An 18,157-nucleotide genomic window follows, 5' to 3' on the forward strand; every position below is an offset into this window, starting at 1 on the left:
TTCTTCGACTACCTGAAGCTTAAAAGAAAGCGAATAATCTTTTTGGGTTCGCTTTACATACCCTTTATTTGTTGGTGATTCCATATACACTTGATTTTAGTGTATCGCTATATTAGGACGGGACAGTTTTAATAATTTAAAAAGCCCTTAAATCTATAGATTTAAGGGCTTTTTTGTTTGATCTGTCAAGAAAATTAAATACTTCTTTCAGTATCAAAATTCTCTATATATTCTTTCATTCTTTGAATAAATTGACCTCCAAGAGCACCATTTACAACTCTATGGTCATAGCTATGTGACAAGAACATCTTATAGCGTATTCCGATAAAGTCGCCCTCTGATGTCTCAATAACTGCTGGGACTTTTCTAATAGCCCCTAAAGCCAAAATACCAACTTGTGGTTGATTGATTATTGGTGTACCCATAACGCTTCCAAAAGTTCCTACATTGGTCACCGTATAAGTTCCACCTTGCGTTTCATCTGGCTTGAGCTTTCCATTACGTGCTCTTCCTGCTAAATCATTTACTTTTTTGGCCATGCCAAGCAAGTTGAGTTGATCTGCATCCCTTATTACAGGAACTATCAAATTGCCATCTGGCAAAGCAGCAGCCATTCCCAAATTGATATGTTTTTTCATGACAATCTTATCGCCATCTACCGAGATATTAATTTTAGGGAAATCCTTAATGGTTTTAGCAACAACTTCCATGAAAATAGGAGTGAAGGTTAGTTTTTCACCTTCTCTCTTTTGAAATTCATTTTTATGTTTATTCCTCCAATTCCATACATCGGTAACGTCTACTTCAATAAAAGATTGAACATGAGCAGAGGTTTGAGTACTAGCAATCATATGGCTAGAAATTAATTTTCCCATTCTGCTCATTTCTATAACTTCATCTTCAGCATTAATATTTACCGGTGTACTTGCTTTTGGTATAGGCTGAGCCTTTTGGTTTGCTTCAGGAGCTTTATCCTCTGTTGCAGTTTTAGATTTAACTTGTTGTGAAGATATTTTGCCTTCTTTCTTATTTTTAACGTAAGAAAGAATATCATCTTTAGTCACCCTTTCGTCCATACCAGTACCTTGAATGGCTTCAAGTTCATCGAAAGAAATATTTTCTTTTTCAGCAATATTTTTGACCAGAGGGGAATAGAACCTAGATGAATCTGAGTAGTCTGCTTTCGTTCCAGCAATATTTTCAGCTTGTTTTACACTGTCTTCAACTACAGACGCAGCTTCTTCGATCTCTTCAGATTCAGCTACAGAGTCATCTTCAGTATCATTATTAGAATCCTCTTCGCCTTCAACTTCTATAATGGCGACAACCTCTCCAACTTTCACGACATCGTCTATATCAAATAACTTTTCCACCAAAACGCCGTCATATTCACTTGGAACTTCAGAGTCTACCTTGTCTGTTGCAATCTCTAGGACCGCTTCATCAGCCTCTATAATATCGCCGACTTCTTTTAACCAACTAGTAATTGTTGCCTCAGCAACGCTTTCTCCCATTTTGGGTAATTTTAATTCTTTTTTTGCCATATATGTAACCTAAAAGGTGTTTTTGTAATTCAGATTGCAAATTTAGTAAAATTAAGCTAGTTATATTCCTAAGTTGTTACCTTCTTAACTAAGGTCAATAACTTCGCCTTTCAGATACTTACTTTCGCTTCCTATCATAAAATTATAATTTCTCGGTTTTATTCTGAAAGCATTATTCTTAGACTTAAGATTAGTCATGGTATTTATGCAATCTCTGTATTGTAAGTAATTAGAGTCAATTATGATAAATGAATTTTCTAATTCTAATGTTATTTTTGAAGCTACCTTTATTTTAGAGTTCAACCGGTTCGAAACTTTATTTCTTAAACATTTACTTTCAGAAACAAGAAGAGTTTCTTTAAATTTTTGTTTTCTATTTTTTATAGATTTGAGCTTTACTTTCTCTAAAGTCATAGTTAGTTTAAGGATCTGTTTTACCAGACTAAAAGATGTTTTATAATTCTTGAAGTGCTTTTTATAGAAAATGTACATCGCTTCATAGAATCGATTAACATAGACTTGGTCCTTAATTGTACTTTCACCTTTAAAATGCAAGACTTTTACAGAACCCAAATAGTAATTTTGAAAGCCAGCCTTGAGAATCCTGTAACTCAAGTCTATATCTTCTCCATACATAAAATAATCTTCATCAAAACCTCCAATGTTATGGTATAACTCAGTTTTCATGAACATAAATGCTCCCACTAATATATCAGTAGGTCCTTTTTCTTCTTTTTGTAATTTAGAATTATAATAGGAGGAAGAGTTTCCGGTAAGTTTCTTTAAAGCAACTCTTGGTGTAGGTATATTTCTTTTGCTTTCTTCAAGAAATTCACCTGATCCATCGATCAATTGAACACCGACAGCACCGGGATTTTTTATTTCCTGATAATATTTCAGAAGTTTTGTAAAGCAATCTTCAGGTACGACCGTATCTGGATTTAAAACGCAAAGAAATTCACCTTGTGCTTTTTTAACACCTATATTATTTCCTTTTGAAAATCCAAAATTCCCCGTATTGCTTATCAACCTTACTTCAGGATAGTTTTCTTCTACCAGTGCGCAACTCGTGTCTTGAGAATTATTATCAACGACAATTATTTCAGCTTTAATATTTTCTATTGCCTTGCTAACACTGTCCAGACACAACATTAAATGATGTGGTACTTTATAATTTAGAATAACAACAGAAAGTTTCAATAAGATTAGTTTTTTAATGAATTTTCGAATGGAACTCTTTGTAAAATACTTCTACCTAAAGTAATTTCATCTGCATATTCCAATTCATCTCCTATTGAAATTCCTCTGGCTATTGTAGAGGTTTTTAATTCGAGTTTTGAGGATTGTATCTGTTTATAAATATAAAAGTTGGTTGTATCACCCTCCATAGTGCTGCTTAATGCAAAAATAATTTCTTTGACCTTACCTGTTTTTACTTTGTTTACTAGAGTTTCTATATTCAATTGATTTGGTCCAACCCCGTCCATGGGACTTATTTTACCTCCTAAAACGTGATAAATTCCTTTGTATTGTTCTGTATTTTCAATTGCCATCACATCCCTTATATCTTCAACAACACATATAATGGATTGATCTCTAGATTGGTCTTTGCAAATACCACAAATATCTTGGTCTGAGATGTTATGACAGCTTTTACATTGTTTGACTTTAGTTTTTAGATCAACTAAAGCGGTTGCAAGATCTGTGGTTTGAGCTTGCGGTTGCTTCAAGAGGTGCAAAGCCAGTCGAAGTGCAGTTCGCTTACCTATTCCCGGTAGCAGCGAAATCTCTTCAATCGCCTTTTCAAGATACTTTGATGAAAATTCCATACTGAGCTAAAATACAATTTTGAGTCTTCTTTTTACAAAAATCTTAAGTAAACATTTGTATTTTCGCCTGCCAAACTGAAATATATGCAGGCATACCAGATTTTACTTCTAGTTTTAGCTTATTTTGTTGTCCTTATTTTAATTTCATTTTTAACCAATAAAAGCGGAAGTAATTCTGAGTTTTTTCAGGCCAATAAACAATCACCATGGTATCTCGTTGCTTTTGGGATGATAGGCGCATCACTTAGTGGCGTAACTTTTATTTCAATTCCCGGAACAGTAGCCTTCAGTAGCTTTAGTTATTTTCAAGTTGTACTTGGTTACACAATAGGGTATGCTGTGATTAGTCTAGTGCTTATGCCTCTATATTACAGGCTTAACCTTACTTCCATTTATACCTACTTAGATTCGCGTTATGGTAACCGTGCTTACAAGACAGGAGCTTCCTATTTTATTCTTTCAAGAATAGTGGGAGCTAGTTTCAGGCTTTTTTTGGTGGCAAATGTACTTCAGCTTATCGTTTTTGATGCCTTGGGCATTCCTTATTATGCAACGGTGAGCATCACTATTTTATTGATCTGGCTCTACACCTTCAGAAGTGGGATAAAAACTATAGTATGGACAGATACACTACAAACGCTATTTATGCTAATAGCTTTAGGGATCTCTATCTATTTCATTTCAGATGCTCTTCAGGTTGAAAGTTTGTGGAATTATTTAGGAACGCATGATAACTTCCAGATTTTCTTTTTTGAAGATTATAAAAGTTCAGATTTCTTTTTCAAGCAATTTATATCCGGAATGTTTATCGCCATAGTTATGACAGGTCTTGATCAAGACATGATGCAAAAAAACTTGACTTGTAGAACCCTAAAAGATGCTCAGAAAAATATTTTTTGGTTTACGCTCGTTTTGACTGTGGTCAACTTTTTATTTTTACTCCTCGGTTTACTGCTCACTGATTATGCTGATTTAGTTGGAATTTCAGAAACGAGGGATGATCTGTTTCCAGCAGTTGCAACTTCTGGTGTACTAGGTGTAGCTGTAGCAGTCACTTTTATACTAGGACTTATTGCTGCGGCGTATTCAAGTGCAGACAGTGCATTAACTTCGCTTACGACCTCGATAAGTATTGATATACTCAATATCCAAGATAGATATTCTGCAGCCTCTCAAACCAAAGTTAGAAAATATATACATGTTCTGATTTCTCTTGTTCTTATTGCTGTGATGATGGTTTTTAAATATGCAATCGCAGATAAGAGTGTCATCAACAAGTTATTTGAATTTGCTGGATACACCTATGGTCCACTCTTAGGACTGTACGCTTTTGGATTGTTTACTAAATGGAGGGTTAAGGATCGATGGATTCCAATCATAGCTATTTTATCACCTATCCTTTCTTATATAATCAGTAGTTTGAGTTTAACTTTTCTCAACTTTGAATTTGGATTTTTTATATTGATTTTGAATGGATTATTAACTTTTCTTGGCTTAATATTGATTTGTAGCAAGAAGAACCAAAGTACAAGCATTTAAAGTTTTGATTCCAGCTTTTTCAAGTTTATTTTGAAGATCAAAGTTTTCTGTACCAGGATTAAAAATTACTCGCTTAGGACAAAGTTCAAGTAAAAAGTCCTCGTATTGTTTTTGATGATTGGGATTTAGATATACTGTAACAGTATCAACTTCTTCATCTGTTGAAATTTTAGTCTGTATCTCAATACCTTTCACTTCCCCTTTTCGTTTGCCAAGGGCAATCACATCTTTGTTATTCTGTAACAAAGCACGTATAGCTTTATTTGAATATCTACTTTGGTTTTCTGAGGCGCCTATGACAAGAGTTATGCTTTTCATTCCTTTTTATTTTTTTGTTGAACGATGCTTGACTTTTGATTATCAATGTGTTAAACTGTGTTAACGATTGTAACAATAGAGACTATTATGCGTTTAAATAATAAAATATTGTTTGTTTGGATTAGCCTCTAGTAAACTCATTTTATTAAAAAGGTAGTCTTTAAGATTACCTTTTTTAGTATAACATAATTTGATTACCTCTTTCAAGAGATAATTCATCAACAGATCCAGCATGTAATTCAAGAACGTAAATTGAAGGCACTTCAGAAGGAATAAGTTCTTCTGAAAGTGGAGTAGTGTTTAAATTGAAATCTACAATTTCCAGGTTTTTATTAAAATAAATTAAGTCAAGTGGGAGGTAAGTGTTTTTCATATAAAATGAAGGTCTCAGCTCTTCAGTTTCATAGATAAAAAGCATCCCTTGTCTAGATTCCATCTTTTTTCTATGCATTAATCCCGTTTCTTTTTCATAATCAGATTTAGCTAATTCAATTTCAAAAACAGGAGATAATGTGTCTTTTCCTTTGATAAACTTTAAAAGTGTATCATTTTTAAATTGTATTTCTCTCGTAAGATTTTGATCTTGTTTCTTCTCCGGTTGACAAGATATTACATGAAGCATCAAGCTTAACCCAAAAAATATTTTAAGCAACTTCACCGTTTTGTGATTTTTGATTTGAAAAATAAATAATTCCCAACCCGATTAGAATCATAGGAATACTCAGTAATTGTCCAGTGTTGAATAACCAGTCTGCTCTTTCCGCTACTTGTGGCTCTTTGACATACTCCACCAAAAATCGAATTGTCCATAGCAAAGTGAAGAAAATACCAAATAGGACACCTTTCTTTTGTTTGAGATTCGTTTTCCAAAAGAGCAGAGATAAAATCCCGAAGAGAATTAAATAAGAAACCGATTCGTATAACTGAGCGGGATGTCTGGGGAAGCTTTCACCTAATTGAACAAATACGACTCCAAAGTCTGAGTTGGTTGCCTTGCCGACGATTTCAGAATTTAAAAAATTTCCTATTCTTACAAATACAGCGCCTAAAGCTACGGGAATTGTTATTCGGTCAAGAATCCAAAAGATGGACTTTTTAGTCACATTCTTGCTATAAAAGTACATTCCAATGGCAATGCCAATAGCCGCACCGTGACTGGCAAGACCTCTAAAACCGGTAAATTCAATATTAGGAACAAAGCTTACAGGTAGAAAAACCGATAGAGGATCTTCAAGAAATAATTCTGGCTGATAAAAAATAACGTGACCCAACCTTGCTCCAGCAAGTGTAGAAATTATGGTGTAGATAAGAAGCTTATCTAACTTTTCTAATGAAATACCTTCATGAATAAAAATTCGCTTAGAAATGTAAAAGCCACTAGCAAAAGCAATGAGGAACATTAAACTGTAATATCTGAGGGTAAGAATTCCGAGATCGATTCCTAAAGAGGGATCCCATTGGATAGCTTGGAACATGCTTAATTTATTTAGGGGCTAATATACAGATTATTGAAATGTTCAACTCTTATCTGATTCTTTTTTAGACTTCGGGACTGGATCAAAACCAGATTTTCCCCAAGGATGACATTTTGAAATCCTTACTGCACTAAGATACAGGCCCTTTATCAATCCATGGGTCTCAAATGCTTCAAGAGCATAATGTGAGCATGTGGGCTGAAACCTGCAACTTGGCCCTAAGAGAGGGGATATGATCCATTGATAAAGCTTGATGAGAACTAAAAAAGGAAAGATCAATACTTTACGCCACATCGACTAAGATTGAATCTCAAAAGTAGTTCCTTCTCGACTGTCTTTCAACTCTACTTTCATTTCTAAAAGTTTGTCTCGTATCTTATCACTGGTTTCAAAATCTTTATTGAGCCGGGCATGGTTTCTCATCTCGATCATGAAGTGAATAAGCTCTTCAAAATCACTTGTATTGTCTTTTGACTTTGAATTATCTTCTGCATCTTCAAGACCCATGACATCAAAGATGAAGTCTTTCATAGTTTGACCTAGCAGATCAATATGTTCTTGGGTGATTTTGATTTGTTCTGCTTTCGCCAAATTAATTTGCTTAACAGCTTCAAAAAGGTGAGCAATTAAAATCGGACTGTTAAAGTCGTCATTCATCGCTTCATAACATTTGTTTTTCCATCCTGAAACATCAAAATCTGAAGACTTTGAGGCCTTAATTGACTTTAAAGTTTCAAGACTACCCATTAACTTATTGAATCCTTTTTCTGCGGCAGATAAAGCCTCATCGGAAAAGTCAAGAATACTTCTATAGTTGGCCTGAAGCATAAAAAATCGAACGACTGGTGCTGTATACGCTTTAGATAAATTTTCATTTTCTCCTGTAAAAAGTTCTCTAGGCAAGATATTGTTGCCCGTACTTTTAGACATTTTCTTACCATTTAATGTTAGCATATTGGCATGCATCCAATAGTTAACAGGATCTTTTCCAGTGGAAGCATGGCCTTGAGCAATTTCACACTCATGGTGCGGGAATTTCAAATCCATTCCCCCACCATGAATATCAAATTGATCTCCAAGATACTTGGAGCTCATTACGGTACATTCCAGATGCCATCCTGGAAAACCTATTCCCCATGGTGAAGGCCAGCGCATAATGTGCTGAGGTTCTGCTTTTTTCCAAAGCGCAAAATCCTGAGGATTTTTTTTATCAGATTGGCCGGTAAGTTCTCTGGTGTTTGAAATGAGATCCTCAATTTTTCTTCCGCTTAATTTTCCGTAGTGTTGAGACTCATTATATTTCATAACGTCAAAATAAACGTTCCCTTCAACTTCATAGGCCAGTCCTTTATCAAGGATGGTTTTTATAGCCTCAATTTGCTCAATGATATGCCCTGTAGCTGTAGGCTCAATACTAGGCGGTAGATTGTTAAATTTCTCAAGGATTTGATGAAAATCAACACTGTACTTCTGAACCACTTCCATGGGCTCAATCTCCATTAATTTAGCTTTCTTAGCAATTCTGTCTTCTCCTTCTTCACCATCATTTTCCAGATGACCAGCATCTGTGATATTTCTTACATACCTAATTTTATAACCTAAATGCTTTAGGTAACGAAACACCAAATCAAAAGAAATAAAAGTCCTGCAATTTCCTAAATGAACATTGCTATATACAGTAGGACCGCAGACATACATGCCTACATAGCCTTCAGTTATAGGTTTAAACTCTTCTTTTTCTCCAGAAATAGAATTATAAATCTTTAAAGATTGATCCTCGTATAAAGCCATTGGTTAAAATTTAGTTTCTAAATTTATATAGTTGAGAAGCTCTTTTCTCACATTCTCGTCTTTGAATTTTCCTCCAAATTCGCTAGTTACAGTGCTGCTTTCTATGTCGTTGATCCCTCGGCTGTTAACACATAGGTGTTTGGCATCGATGATACAAGCCACATCCTCAGTTTCCAAAGCTTTTTGTAGCTCCTTCACAATCTGCATTGTAAGTCTTTCTTGGACCTGTGGACGCTTGGCGAAGTAATTAACGATTCTATTCATTTTCGAAAGTCCTACAACTCTTCCACTAGATATGTAAGCAACGTGAGCTCTTCCAACTATTGGTAAAAGGTGATGTTCGCAAGTAGAATAAACTGTAATGTTCTTTTCCACGAGCATTTCACCGTATTTGTAATTATTCTCAAAAGTTGATGCTTTAGGTTTTTTCTCCGGGTCCAAACCACCAAAAATTTCGTTCACGTACATCTTAGCCACTCGTTTGGGAGTTCCCATCAAGCTGTCATCTGTCATATCCATACCCAATGTATGCATGATTTCATGGACGTGGCCTTTTATTTTTTCAATCTTTTCATCCTCTGTCAACTCAAAAGCGTCGTTCCTTACTGGGTTTTCGTAAGATGTAGCTATGTGATTATCGCCGATTTCTTCTGTTAATTCTTTATTTTTTTGTTCACTCATTTCTTAAAAATTAGTAACCGCGAAGATAGCCTTTCTTTATTTTTTGACACTCAAACTTTTTTTCTTTGTATAACTTTACCTTATAAATTAACTAAGCTTTTGTATTTATTCTGAATTTGAATCTTTTTAATAATGTAAAAGTGAATTTACTTTAGCCTTAGGAAGAAGTTTTCTGCCTTCAAGGAAGTCCAATTCAATGACAAAATTGATATGAACAAGTTCACCTCCAAGTTTTTCAATAAGCTTACAAGCAGCAGAAGCTGTACCTCCTGTAGCAAGTAAATCGTCATGAAGTAAAATTCGATCGCCTTTTTGAATAGAGTCTTCATGTATTTCAATCGTATCACTTCCATATTCTAGATCGTAGGATTGAGAAATGGTTACAGAAGGAAGTTTCCCTGGTTTACGAATAGGTATAAACCCTACTCCAAGCGCTTTGGCCAGAAGCATTCCAAATAAAAATCCGCGAGACTCTATGCCAATGACTTTATCAACAGTTTTGTCCTCCAGGCCTTTTATTAATTCCGAAACTGCAAAAGCACTAGCTTTTGGGTCCATAAGTAGAGGAGTAATATCTTTGTAGGAAATACCTTTCTTGGGAAAATCTTCGATAGTTCTGATATAATCGGTGAGTTGCATGATAATTATGATTTTATATTTGGTAAAAGTATAAAAAGAAATATATTTGCACTCTCAAAAGGCCACGTGGCGCAACTGAATAGCGCATCTGATTACGGCTCAGAAGGTTGCAGGTTTGAATCCTGCCGTGGTCACTCTTAAAAACCCTAAACCCTTATTATATATAGGTTTAGGGTTTTTTATTTATATTCATTTGTCCACATTTTTGACCACATCTTATGAAACCAATTTATAATGATAATTTGAATAAAAATAGAAATGAAACATTTTTTTTGTTTTATAAGACATTACTTGACAATGAATTTCAAAGTTTTAGTGAAATAGAGTTATTTTCAAAAGAAGTCTATTATCATAATACTGATTCAGAAGATCTTTATGTTGAATCAAAAAGTTTATTAGAATACATCAAAGAGACTCTTGAAAATGATAATGATATAGAGTTATCTAAAAAGCTCTTAATAATATTTCCTTTCTATTTTTTTATTAAAAATAAAGACGATGAAAAAAAACAAATCGTTGAAATAATAAAAGCAAATAAAAAAAGATTTAAAAGGTGTGAGCAAGTTATAGAGCTATTCAAATTTTCTTTCGACGTCAAAATTCTTCACGAGGGATTGAATAACTTGAAGAATGAAGTGTATATTTTTAATTATCCATACATAGTCACACAAATTTATAGGATCTTACTTGAATATGCTTTTTTGACTTTATCAAATACTATAAAATTTGGTGATAAGGATACTGTTTTAGATTTAGTTGATGATTTTTCAAAAACATCAATAAAAACAAACTTAAAAAAGCAAGATAGACTTTTCCTTGACTTTTTTTATAATAATATAGCTGACGAGAGCGAGAAGCCTGAAGAATATATTAAGCATAAAGATTTATTTCTTAAAGACAAATACCTTCTTAAAATTCTATTTTCTGCTATATATTTTAATATCAAAAAAGACCAATCAGCTTTGTCAAATAAAGACAGGAACAAAATTCTAAATAAAATTTTCCATCATTTGATAACTAATATTTTTAAAGATTTACGATTAGCTGAAAAAGACGATATAGATATAATTCGTAAGCTTAAAAACACAATTGTTTATCTTGACAAATAGATCTTTCAAGTTTAATAGCATCATTTTATACTTCCCCAACCCTTTTATACAATCACAAAGGTTTTTGAACTAACATAAAAAATCTTTTATCACATGATTAATAAGCTTTCTGAAGCTCAGCTTGTAAGCTTAATTAATAACTACCACTATTTGAAGCATATTTCAAATGCCCTCATACGAAATAATATTGACATTTAGAGACGAAAAGTGAAATTCCCAAATATAATTCTCGTCTCTAAAAAATTCTTACCCTATCTAGATTGCATCGTGATTTAAAAACACTAATTGCGATGAATTATATAACACGTAAAAAAGCCTCCCAGATTTTATCTGTCAGTGTCAAGACTATTGACAGATGGATAAGAAGTGGGAGAATTTCTGCTTTCAAACCTTACGGTAGTTCAAAAGTTCTAATCGATAGAGATAGTCTTACTAAAGAAAATCTACAATCAGTTAAATCAATATTTAAAAACAATTTTTAATATGGGAAAATTCATATTTAAGAAGCGTTTTAAGAAGAGGTCTAAGAAAGACCTTAACACCATCAAAAGAGTAGGGTGTCTCAAAGAAGTGTCTTCTATAAGCGTGTTTCAAAATGAATCGAACGGAGTTTTCTATGAAATATCAGATGTGCAAAAACAACGTTTCAAAAGAAACAAGCTAATTTCTCATTTTTTCGAAAAGTTTAGTGATAAAAATAAATTCCAACTTTTTGAATTTGGCTTACCGTATGACATAAGTCAATCTATAAGTCCAATTACTCAAAAGCTAAAGAGAAGATGCGAAACAAATGGCATCCAGCTACATGGCTATATCTGGGTTTATGATGTGGGTGAAGAAAACTTTGGACAACATTATCACTTGGTATTAGCAACGAGTCCCTTTATAGATAAAAAATATCCTGATGCATTAAAAATGAGTTTTAAGAAAAAGAATATACATGGCGCCTTTGTTAGAAATGCAAAGCACCTAGAAAGGTACTTAAAGGGTAAACAGATTTTTGAACGCGGATATAGAAAAAGGTTGTTTGGAAAATCGAATAGCCTAAAATTCTAAAAAGTTGATCATTAATTAAAATAGATAAAAATGGAAACAATTAGAAAATGCCCCTTTAGTGGCAAAGTTTTTAAGCCAAGGAGAAGTAATCAAAGATTTGCTTCAGGAAAAAATCGAATAGCATATCATAACCGAAAGTATCGGGAAAAGAGAATGCCCCTTGAACGAATGAACCAGAAGCTATTCTTCAATTATAGTAAACTAGAAATTATTCTAGGTGATAATGAAGAAGCATATGTGAGTGTAAGAGATCTAAAAAATAGTGGATTTGATTTCACAGTTTTTACTCAATTCATCGATAATGATGATGAAATCTATTTCGGACTCTATGACATGGTTTACAAAAAAGTTGATGATAACAAATTATACATTAAAAAAAATGGAGCCAATTAAAATATATGACTTGAACACTTCCAATATAGAAAAAGTGTTTAATCATCCAATTCACCTAAAAAAAGAAATGAATAAGAATGACATAGTATGGATTGGAATAATTCTAATCGTTGTATTAACCTCATCAGCTTATCTAATAAAATTAAATAAAGATGAAAATGAAAAAAAATAGTTTAGCAGAAAAGACAAAAGAAGATTTAGTAAATAATATTCTAAACAGCCAAGTCGTAAAAATTGCAAAATTTACAGCTGTTGGATTTGGTGTCATTTATGGCTTGGGATATTTATTCAAAATACTTGCTTTTACGAAATCAAATTTCAATGATTTCAAAAAAACATTCTAATCATAAAAATAGAGTACACTCTGATTTGGGATTGATAAAATCTACAAAATCAAGGTTAACACCTAAAATATTGATGAAAAGATCACAAAATAAGAGTTGAATGCGTACTAACCTAAAAAAGTGACAAAATGAAAGTCCTATATACTAGAACAAGCACAGTTGAACAAAATTCGGAAAGACAATCTATAAAGTCCTTAGATCATGATCTATTAGTTGAAGATAAATGCTCTGGTGCTATTCCATTTTTTGACAGAGAAGGTGGGGGGCGAATATTTTCCTTACTAGAGTCTAAAGAACTAAATGAGCTGGTCGTACATCAAATTGACCGATTAGGCAGGAACTTAATGGATATTCTAACTACTATCAAGGTATTCAATGAAAAGAAAGTAAATATTCACTTTGTTCAACAAGGACTTAGAACACTAAATGATGATGGAAGTGAGAATGATATTTCAAAAATGGTTATCTCCATACTTGGAGTAGTTGCTGAAATGGAACGAAAAATGATTCGTGAGAGACAACTAGAAGGAATAGCTATTGCCAAAGCAAAAGGGAAATACCAAGGACGGTCTAAGGGTACTTCCGAGGATTTAGTTCGCTTTTTGAATAAGCCAAAAAATAAAAAGGCAATTGAATTAATTAAAAAGGGATATAAGAATATTGAAGTCTCAAAAGTTGTGGGTCTTCATCTTAATACTATAACAAAAATTAAAAAGATAAATAATTTAAAAAAATAAAAAAATATGTATTGTAATCTAAATTTAGAAACAGGTTTAACCAAAGGACTCACAGCTTATTTTTCTCATAGCTTATCAACTTATGGGACTAAAAATGAAAAAAGAATATTTAAATTTTTGTCTAATGAACTCCAAATGGAAGTATTATGTCCAAACCAACACTTAGGTGATTTAAAATACCTTTCTAATTACGCAGAAATTGCGTCTGAAGTAGATATTCTGTTTATTTGGAGTGAATCTAATGATATCGGTTTATCAAAAGGATGTTTCGATGAAGCTAAAGCAGCAATTGAAAAAGGTAAACAATTATTTCTAATAGAAGTTCATGGAGACGAATTGCATCTTAGATGGATTTCTAACTTAATAAAAGAATTTGAGGGAAATTTAAATGATTACGGTATAGTCATATGTTCTGAAGCTGAAAAGTATAAATTGAAATAATTATTTTTTAAAATAATTATTGTTTTCTGAAATTAAATTCGAACTTTTAAACAAATAGCTCTAAACTTTAAGAGCCTACTACGTTTCTTCCTTATCTCCTTAATAAATTATCTATTAAACGATTTTTTAGAACAGTATTAAAGCCTCTAATATTTTAAAGAAATAAAAATAGAGTTTTTCAGAACTTTAAAAAGATAGGCTATAAAAAACATGAAATTATATTCAGTTTTATATTTTTGAGGCGCTAACAAAAAAAACTTTTATGAAAAATATTTTATTATTTATTGCCCTTATTTCAACAGTAACTTACGGTCAAAAATTATCTTATCAAGATATCGAGGACTCCAATCGAAGACCAAGTACTAGAAATGTCTCTGAATATATAAGTAAAGATGGGATTTCTTTCAAGGAAGGAGAAACACTGACAATAGGAGAGCCATCAGGTGATCTTGATAGATATGCATACATTATAAAGATGGACGCTATCGGGTCAATCGAACCTGTTGATATTACAGCTAGGGATTGGGTTTCGGAAATCATTAAATTCAAAATGGATGGAAGTAGAAGGCAGGGTTGGGAAATTGTTGCAGTTACAAAAACCAAACTTGGTCTAGCTAGATATTATATCGATCTTGAAAGTGCTATCGAATATGGGGAAATAAAGACTTCCTTACTCAGTAGAGAAGATGCTATTGATAAATTAAAAGAAGCTAAAGATCTTTTGGATCTAGAGATGATGACACAAAAAGAGTATGATGCTCTAAAAGAAAAATTGACGCCAATAATTATGGATAAATAATATAACAGCGTTCTTGTATTAATTTTAAAACCCTCATATACTAAGTTTATTGGGGGTTTTGTATTATGGGTGACAATTTAAATAAGAAGGCTAAACGACTATTAATTTAAATACCCATATCCATTGCATTTATAACATATACCATTATCAACATAACTGTATTGCGGTAAATATCTTGTGCCTTTGCATCTAGTACATGGCTTTCTAAATTTGTAATTTATCCCTTTTGAATCGTAAAATGGGATTTGATTTGACTCATGTATAATTTTATGACATACATTACATAAAGTAACGTATTCTTCGTTATTTTGATCCCAGATATCTTGATTCTTTCTATAACATTTATGATGAACATGTAAAGACTTAGTTAGTTTTGCATATTCAATTCTTTCTGAAAAAGGAGTAAACCATATGCCTTCTAAGTCCATTTCAAGTGATGAATCATTCGCCTTTCTTTGTGCGTATTTCTTCAGTGATTCATTTACTGTTTCAGTAAGAAAAAAATTCGTCCTTGTATCTTTTAATAGGGAACCCTGAAATGGATATTCAATTTTCTTTTTTTTTACTAAATTAATGATCATAGAGTAATTCTCTGTACTCTTTAAATTGTCCTCAGTTAAATAAGTTTTACAATAAAAAACAAGACCCAAGCTTTCAAACCTTACTATATTAGGAAGAATTTTCTGGTCTTTTTGAAAAGTCAGTTTTGAATTTTCAAAAGTTTTTTTCTCTATAGTTAAAGATGGAGTTAATGTTTTGTCATTCTGTAAGAAGCCACATCTCTGACAAGTTTTATTGTCTCTAGATAAAATTTCATTTCTTTTTTCCTTCCATTCATCTGTTTTAAGTAGTAAATTATAGTTCATTTATTCAATTTTAATTTTATTCAATTACACAGTACTTTTTGAGACGATTCTAGCTTGATTTATCATCTTTATTGTTATTTAAGTTGGCATAAATAGGTTATAAAAGCATATTCAAACTTCGGTATATTCTCAACAAAGAACTTATCCATTTCATCCCAACTATCTTCATTGAAAAGATTTACGTGATCAATTTCAAATTTAATTCTACTCATTTTATTATCTGGTAATTCTTCCCATTCTAATTGATTTTCAAATCGATTTTCTATTTCATCTTTATGACTTAATAATTTTTTGAAATAGCGTTTATTCCTTTCTTTACTCGACGATCCCAATGTCAATTCAATTCTTGCTAAGCTTTTGGTAATAACCATAGTATAAGCAACTCCTGCAGTTCCAGCACCAGTACTTAACCAATGGTCTTTTGTTGGGTTTACATTTTCAAAAAGATGAGTGTTTTCAAGCTTGTTTAAAACTCTTTTCCAATATTTATTACGCACAACGTGCCTATTAGCTTTAAATGAAATTGGATTGTTATCGCTATATTTTATAATAAGCTCATCTTCTAAATCATAAAGGGTAAGAAGTTTTTTTAAGTAATTGAATTTTGTTTTGCTATCAATATTAAATTCAATCTGATAGCCATTAGCAATTTGGCTTGGTGATCTAAAGTCTTTTTCATTCTTAGATATTTTTATAATATCTTGATTCTCAATTAAAAGTTTTGGATTTTTCAGTAATAGTGATTTAACAACTTCAGAATACATAATCGAAATCGCAGATTCATCAAACTTTGTGTCTTCAAAAATAAAGTAGTCTAGTTTTTTTCCAGTAGGGTTACCAGCTTCAAAAATATTTACTTCTGAACCCTTTTCTTCCTCCTCAGGTAATTCTATGTCTGGATATTCCCAAATTTTCAAAAAACGACTATAAATGAGTTCAAAACGCTTTTCATAGTTTTCTATAGACCATTCATCTACTGTGTTTAAAAACGAGTTTAACCAGAGTCTACTAAATTGATAGCCTTGTTCATCATTGTTATTGTTCATCACTTTTTTAGCACTAAAAGATTTGTTGCTCAAAGCTCCGTTATTACCAGATAAAGTCAAATTTGCTATCGTGTTAAGGTATCTTTCTTTGAACATGAAAAAATCTTCTTGGCTTAAACTATTTGACCAGTCTGGATTTGAATTCTGTGGAAAAATATGCTCAATTGAAATGTTAGGATTGCTTGTATCAACATACTCTTTATTATTGAAGTTTTCAAGCAACTCAAACATATAACTTCTATTCTTTGTTTGAATATTATATAAATCTTTATCCTTTAGAGCTGTTTTTACCTCTTGATTATTAGGGAACTTTCCGCTACCTCTTTTTTTGTAAAGTGCTAGCACAACAGATTCATAATAGTCCTCTGTATCAATTTCAGAATACAAAGTCATAAATACTTTATTTAGAGCATTTGTAGGCAAGCCAACTATAAATCTTCGCCAAGTATAAGATTGAATGAGTTTGAGTATCTTAATTAGAATATCATCGCTTATAATTCCATTGTCGGCATCTTCAAAAACTTGCAAAAGAAAAGGGAAAGCTACATTAATTTCTAATCTTGAAATATAGTTCAATTCTTTTCTAATGTTATCGTTTTTTACCGTCTGGGGATTTGCTAGTTTTTTATAATGAACAGAGAAGGATTTTATGTTTTCAAGTTCTTGCTGATAAGCCTCATCTTTGTCTTGATACATCTTCTTAAATTCTTCATAGACTTTACTTTTCTTAGGTATTTTTTTCTTCTTCAAAGTCAAGTAATCTCTAATATACTCAGATACTAATGATTTCTGCTTTTGTATGTCTTTTGCATTTTCCTCAATTGGATTCCAGATTTGATTATAGACTTTGTCCTGTTGTTTAGGTGGTAAATCCATCAGGATATAGTTCCTAATCAAATCTGATTGAGACAAATCTAAGCCTGTTGAGTTAAGACTTTCAAAGATTCTTTGAGGATCATCTTTGTCTCGTTCTAAAGAAATTTCGACAAAGATCAATTTTCTTAAACCATCTAAGATTGACTGGAAATTTGATTCATTTATTTTGGATTTAAAATAATTGAAATTTTCTATAACATTGGAATAAGCATCAAACTCCTTCTCAGTAGCGTTCATTATAGCTTTAAAAGCTAAGGAATTAGTATCGGTTTGTTTTAATTTAAGTTTGCTGGATTCGTTTTGAACATATTGATTGGTTAAAAACATGTTGTAGAGCTTCTCAGCTTCATGCTCCTGATTTGTTTCTTTGGAAAAACGGTATAAAGCAACATATAAAATATTGATTGTTGTAAGCCGTTGCTGGCCATCAATAATGACTAGTTCCTTCACTTCTCTTGTGCTATATGCACCTTCGTGGATAAACACTATACTTCCAATAAAATGTGAGCCACTTTGTTCTTTAGCTACATCGATTATATCATCCAATAATTTATGACATTCACTTGTAGACCAGTCATAGTTACGCTGATAAACGGGTATAACAAATTGAACATTTGGCGCTTGAAGGAAGTTGTTGATTGGTAATTGAGTTGCTATCATAATAGAATTTTGTT

General features: G+C 32.2%; 21 protein-coding genes and 1 tRNA gene. 10 read left to right on the forward strand and 12 right to left on the reverse strand.

All coding sequences use genetic code 11. The features are described 5' to 3' along the window. Positions 1–194: 194 nt before the first annotated feature. The 3 genes from LB452_RS12955 to recR all read right to left on the reverse strand — a co-directional run bounded on the left by LB452_RS12955 (position 195) and on the right by recR (position 3,373). The gene (locus LB452_RS12955; RefSeq protein ID WP_224462161.1) at positions 195–1,544 is read right to left on the reverse strand and encodes a dihydrolipoamide acetyltransferase family protein; all 1,350 of its coding nucleotides are present in this window, start codon (positions 1,542–1,544) and stop codon (positions 195–197) included. An 84-nt stretch (positions 1,545–1,628) separates the two neighbouring features. Further along, entirely contained in the window at positions 1,629–2,744 is a 1,116-nt protein-coding gene (locus LB452_RS12960) for a glycosyltransferase family 2 protein (RefSeq protein WP_224462162.1), read from the reverse strand. A 5-nt stretch (positions 2,745–2,749) separates the two neighbouring features. After that, positions 2,750–3,373 (reverse strand): recombination mediator RecR, encoded by a 624-nt coding sequence (gene recR / locus LB452_RS12965; RefSeq protein ID WP_224462163.1) that lies wholly within the window; start codon positions 3,371–3,373, stop codon positions 2,750–2,752. 84 nt (positions 3,374–3,457) lie between these two features. Between recR and LB452_RS12970 the strand changes: the two genes are divergently transcribed. After that, a complete protein-coding gene (locus tag LB452_RS12970; protein WP_224462164.1) occupies positions 3,458–4,912 on the forward strand; it encodes a sodium:solute symporter in 1,455 nt (484 codons plus the stop codon). Here the strand turns inward: LB452_RS12970 and LB452_RS12975 are convergent. From LB452_RS12975 to LB452_RS13005, 7 genes are all read right to left on the reverse strand, one after another. Continuing rightward, on the reverse strand, positions 4,868–5,230 hold the full coding sequence (locus tag LB452_RS12975; protein WP_224462165.1) for a CoA-binding protein: 363 nt from the start codon (positions 5,228–5,230) through the stop codon (positions 4,868–4,870). The two genes, LB452_RS12970 and LB452_RS12975, sit on opposite strands and share 45 nt — an antisense overlap. A 175-nt stretch (positions 5,231–5,405) precedes the next feature. Then, positions 5,406–5,888, reverse strand: a complete 483-nt coding sequence (locus tag LB452_RS12980; RefSeq protein WP_224462166.1) for a DUF192 domain-containing protein — start codon at positions 5,886–5,888, stop codon at positions 5,406–5,408. Beyond that, positions 5,875–6,705 carry a prolipoprotein diacylglyceryl transferase gene (gene lgt, locus LB452_RS12985; RefSeq protein ID WP_224462167.1) on the reverse strand — a complete coding sequence of 277 codons (831 nt, stop codon included), beginning with the start codon at positions 6,703–6,705 and terminating at the stop codon, positions 5,875–5,877. The genes LB452_RS12980 and lgt overlap by 14 nt, the downstream gene beginning before the upstream one ends. Positions 6,706–6,747: 42 nt before the next feature. Then, positions 6,748–6,999, reverse strand: a complete 252-nt coding sequence (yidD, locus tag LB452_RS13655; RefSeq protein ID WP_224462168.1) for a membrane protein insertion efficiency factor YidD — start codon at positions 6,997–6,999, stop codon at positions 6,748–6,750. A 3-nt stretch (positions 7,000–7,002) separates the two neighbouring features. Continuing rightward, positions 7,003–8,496: a cysteine--tRNA ligase gene (gene cysS / locus LB452_RS12995; protein WP_224462169.1), complete on the reverse strand. Its 1,494-nt coding sequence runs from the start codon at positions 8,494–8,496 to the stop codon at positions 7,003–7,005. A 3-nt stretch (positions 8,497–8,499) separates the two neighbouring features. Beyond that, the gene (gene folE / locus LB452_RS13000; protein WP_224462170.1) at positions 8,500–9,177 is read right to left on the reverse strand and encodes a GTP cyclohydrolase I FolE; all 678 of its coding nucleotides are present in this window, start codon (positions 9,175–9,177) and stop codon (positions 8,500–8,502) included. Positions 9,178–9,303: 126 nt separating this feature from the next. Next, entirely contained in the window at positions 9,304–9,816 is a 513-nt protein-coding gene (locus LB452_RS13005) for an adenine phosphoribosyltransferase (protein ID WP_224462171.1), read from the reverse strand. Between the two features lie 60 nt (positions 9,817–9,876). Between LB452_RS13005 and LB452_RS13010 the strand changes: the two genes are divergently transcribed. From LB452_RS13010 to LB452_RS13050, 9 genes are all read left to right on the forward strand, one after another. Next, positions 9,877–9,950 (forward strand) — tRNA-Arg (locus LB452_RS13010). 84 nt (positions 9,951–10,034) lie between these two features. Further along, a complete protein-coding gene (locus LB452_RS13015; RefSeq protein ID WP_224462172.1) occupies positions 10,035–10,925 on the forward strand; it encodes a hypothetical protein in 891 nt (296 codons plus the stop codon). 290 nt (positions 10,926–11,215) lie between these two features. Then, positions 11,216–11,407 carry a helix-turn-helix domain-containing protein gene (locus LB452_RS13700; RefSeq protein WP_224462173.1) on the forward strand — a complete coding sequence of 64 codons (192 nt, stop codon included), beginning with the start codon at positions 11,216–11,218 and terminating at the stop codon, positions 11,405–11,407. A gap of 1 nt (position 11,408) precedes the next feature. Next, a complete protein-coding gene (locus LB452_RS13025; protein WP_224462174.1) occupies positions 11,409–11,981 on the forward strand; it encodes a hypothetical protein in 573 nt (190 codons plus the stop codon). A 30-nt stretch (positions 11,982–12,011) separates the two neighbouring features. After that, the gene (locus LB452_RS13030) at positions 12,012–12,374 is read left to right on the forward strand and encodes a hypothetical protein (RefSeq protein ID WP_224462175.1); all 363 of its coding nucleotides are present in this window, start codon (positions 12,012–12,014) and stop codon (positions 12,372–12,374) included. A 152-nt stretch (positions 12,375–12,526) separates the two neighbouring features. After that, the gene (locus tag LB452_RS13035) at positions 12,527–12,718 is read left to right on the forward strand and encodes a hypothetical protein (protein WP_224462176.1); all 192 of its coding nucleotides are present in this window, start codon (positions 12,527–12,529) and stop codon (positions 12,716–12,718) included. Positions 12,719–12,846: 128 nt separating this feature from the next. Beyond that, positions 12,847–13,455 (forward strand): recombinase family protein, encoded by a 609-nt coding sequence (locus LB452_RS13040; protein ID WP_224462177.1) that lies wholly within the window; start codon positions 12,847–12,849, stop codon positions 13,453–13,455. Positions 13,456–13,461: 6 nt separating this feature from the next. Then, positions 13,462–13,896, forward strand: a complete 435-nt coding sequence (locus tag LB452_RS13045) for a hypothetical protein (protein ID WP_224462178.1) — start codon at positions 13,462–13,464, stop codon at positions 13,894–13,896. A 262-nt stretch (positions 13,897–14,158) separates the two neighbouring features. Next, entirely contained in the window at positions 14,159–14,695 is a 537-nt protein-coding gene (locus LB452_RS13050) for a hypothetical protein (protein ID WP_224462179.1), read from the forward strand. Between the two features lie 101 nt (positions 14,696–14,796). On the opposite strand, the gene LB452_RS13055 is transcribed toward LB452_RS13050, so the two are convergent. Beyond that, a complete protein-coding gene (locus LB452_RS13055) occupies positions 14,797–15,561 on the reverse strand; it encodes a hypothetical protein (RefSeq protein ID WP_224462180.1) in 765 nt (254 codons plus the stop codon). Positions 15,562–15,635: 74 nt separating this feature from the next. Beyond that, the gene (locus tag LB452_RS13060; RefSeq protein WP_224462181.1) at positions 15,636–18,143 is read right to left on the reverse strand and encodes a DUF4268 domain-containing protein; all 2,508 of its coding nucleotides are present in this window, start codon (positions 18,141–18,143) and stop codon (positions 15,636–15,638) included. Positions 18,144–18,157 lie beyond the last annotated feature (14 nt).

It is taken from the genome of Psychroflexus longus (assembly GCF_020164595.1).
Classification (GTDB): domain Bacteria; phylum Bacteroidota; class Bacteroidia; order Flavobacteriales; family Flavobacteriaceae; genus Psychroflexus; species Psychroflexus longus.

Coding starts and splice junctions, on each gene's coding strand:
- LB452_RS13050 (WP_224462179.1), top strand. CDS start 14,159: ATGAAAAATATTTTATTATTTATTGCCCTTATTTCAACAGTAACTTAC.
- LB452_RS13005 (WP_224462171.1), bottom strand. CDS start 9,816: ATGCAACTCACCGATTATATCAGAACTATCGAAGATTTTCCCAAGAAA.
- LB452_RS12970 (WP_224462164.1), top strand. CDS start 3,458: ATGCAGGCATACCAGATTTTACTTCTAGTTTTAGCTTATTTTGTTGTC.
- LB452_RS12955 (WP_224462161.1), bottom strand. CDS start 1,544: ATGGCAAAAAAAGAATTAAAATTACCCAAAATGGGAGAAAGCGTTGCT.
- LB452_RS13025 (WP_224462174.1), top strand. CDS start 11,409: ATGGGAAAATTCATATTTAAGAAGCGTTTTAAGAAGAGGTCTAAGAAA.
- recR (WP_224462163.1), bottom strand. CDS start 3,373: ATGGAATTTTCATCAAAGTATCTTGAAAAGGCGATTGAAGAGATTTCG.
- LB452_RS13030 (WP_224462175.1), top strand. CDS start 12,012: ATGGAAACAATTAGAAAATGCCCCTTTAGTGGCAAAGTTTTTAAGCCA.
- folE (WP_224462170.1), bottom strand. CDS start 9,177: ATGAGTGAACAAAAAAATAAAGAATTAACAGAAGAAATCGGCGATAAT.
- LB452_RS13040 (WP_224462177.1), top strand. CDS start 12,847: ATGAAAGTCCTATATACTAGAACAAGCACAGTTGAACAAAATTCGGAA.
- LB452_RS13015 (WP_224462172.1), top strand. CDS start 10,035: ATGAAACCAATTTATAATGATAATTTGAATAAAAATAGAAATGAAACA.
- cysS (WP_224462169.1), bottom strand. CDS start 8,496: ATGGCTTTATACGAGGATCAATCTTTAAAGATTTATAATTCTATTTCT.
- LB452_RS13055 (WP_224462180.1), bottom strand. CDS start 15,561: ATGAACTATAATTTACTACTTAAAACAGATGAATGGAAGGAAAAAAGA.
- LB452_RS13045 (WP_224462178.1), top strand. CDS start 13,462: ATGTATTGTAATCTAAATTTAGAAACAGGTTTAACCAAAGGACTCACA.
- LB452_RS12975 (WP_224462165.1), bottom strand. CDS start 5,230: ATGAAAAGCATAACTCTTGTCATAGGCGCCTCAGAAAACCAAAGTAGA.
- LB452_RS13700 (WP_224462173.1), top strand. CDS start 11,216: ATGAATTATATAACACGTAAAAAAGCCTCCCAGATTTTATCTGTCAGT.
- yidD (WP_224462168.1), bottom strand. CDS start 6,999: ATGTGGCGTAAAGTATTGATCTTTCCTTTTTTAGTTCTCATCAAGCTT.
- LB452_RS13060 (WP_224462181.1), bottom strand. CDS start 18,143: ATGATAGCAACTCAATTACCAATCAACAACTTCCTTCAAGCGCCAAAT.
- lgt (WP_224462167.1), bottom strand. CDS start 6,705: ATGTTCCAAGCTATCCAATGGGATCCCTCTTTAGGAATCGATCTCGGA.
- LB452_RS13035 (WP_224462176.1), top strand. CDS start 12,527: ATGAAAATGAAAAAAAATAGTTTAGCAGAAAAGACAAAAGAAGATTTA.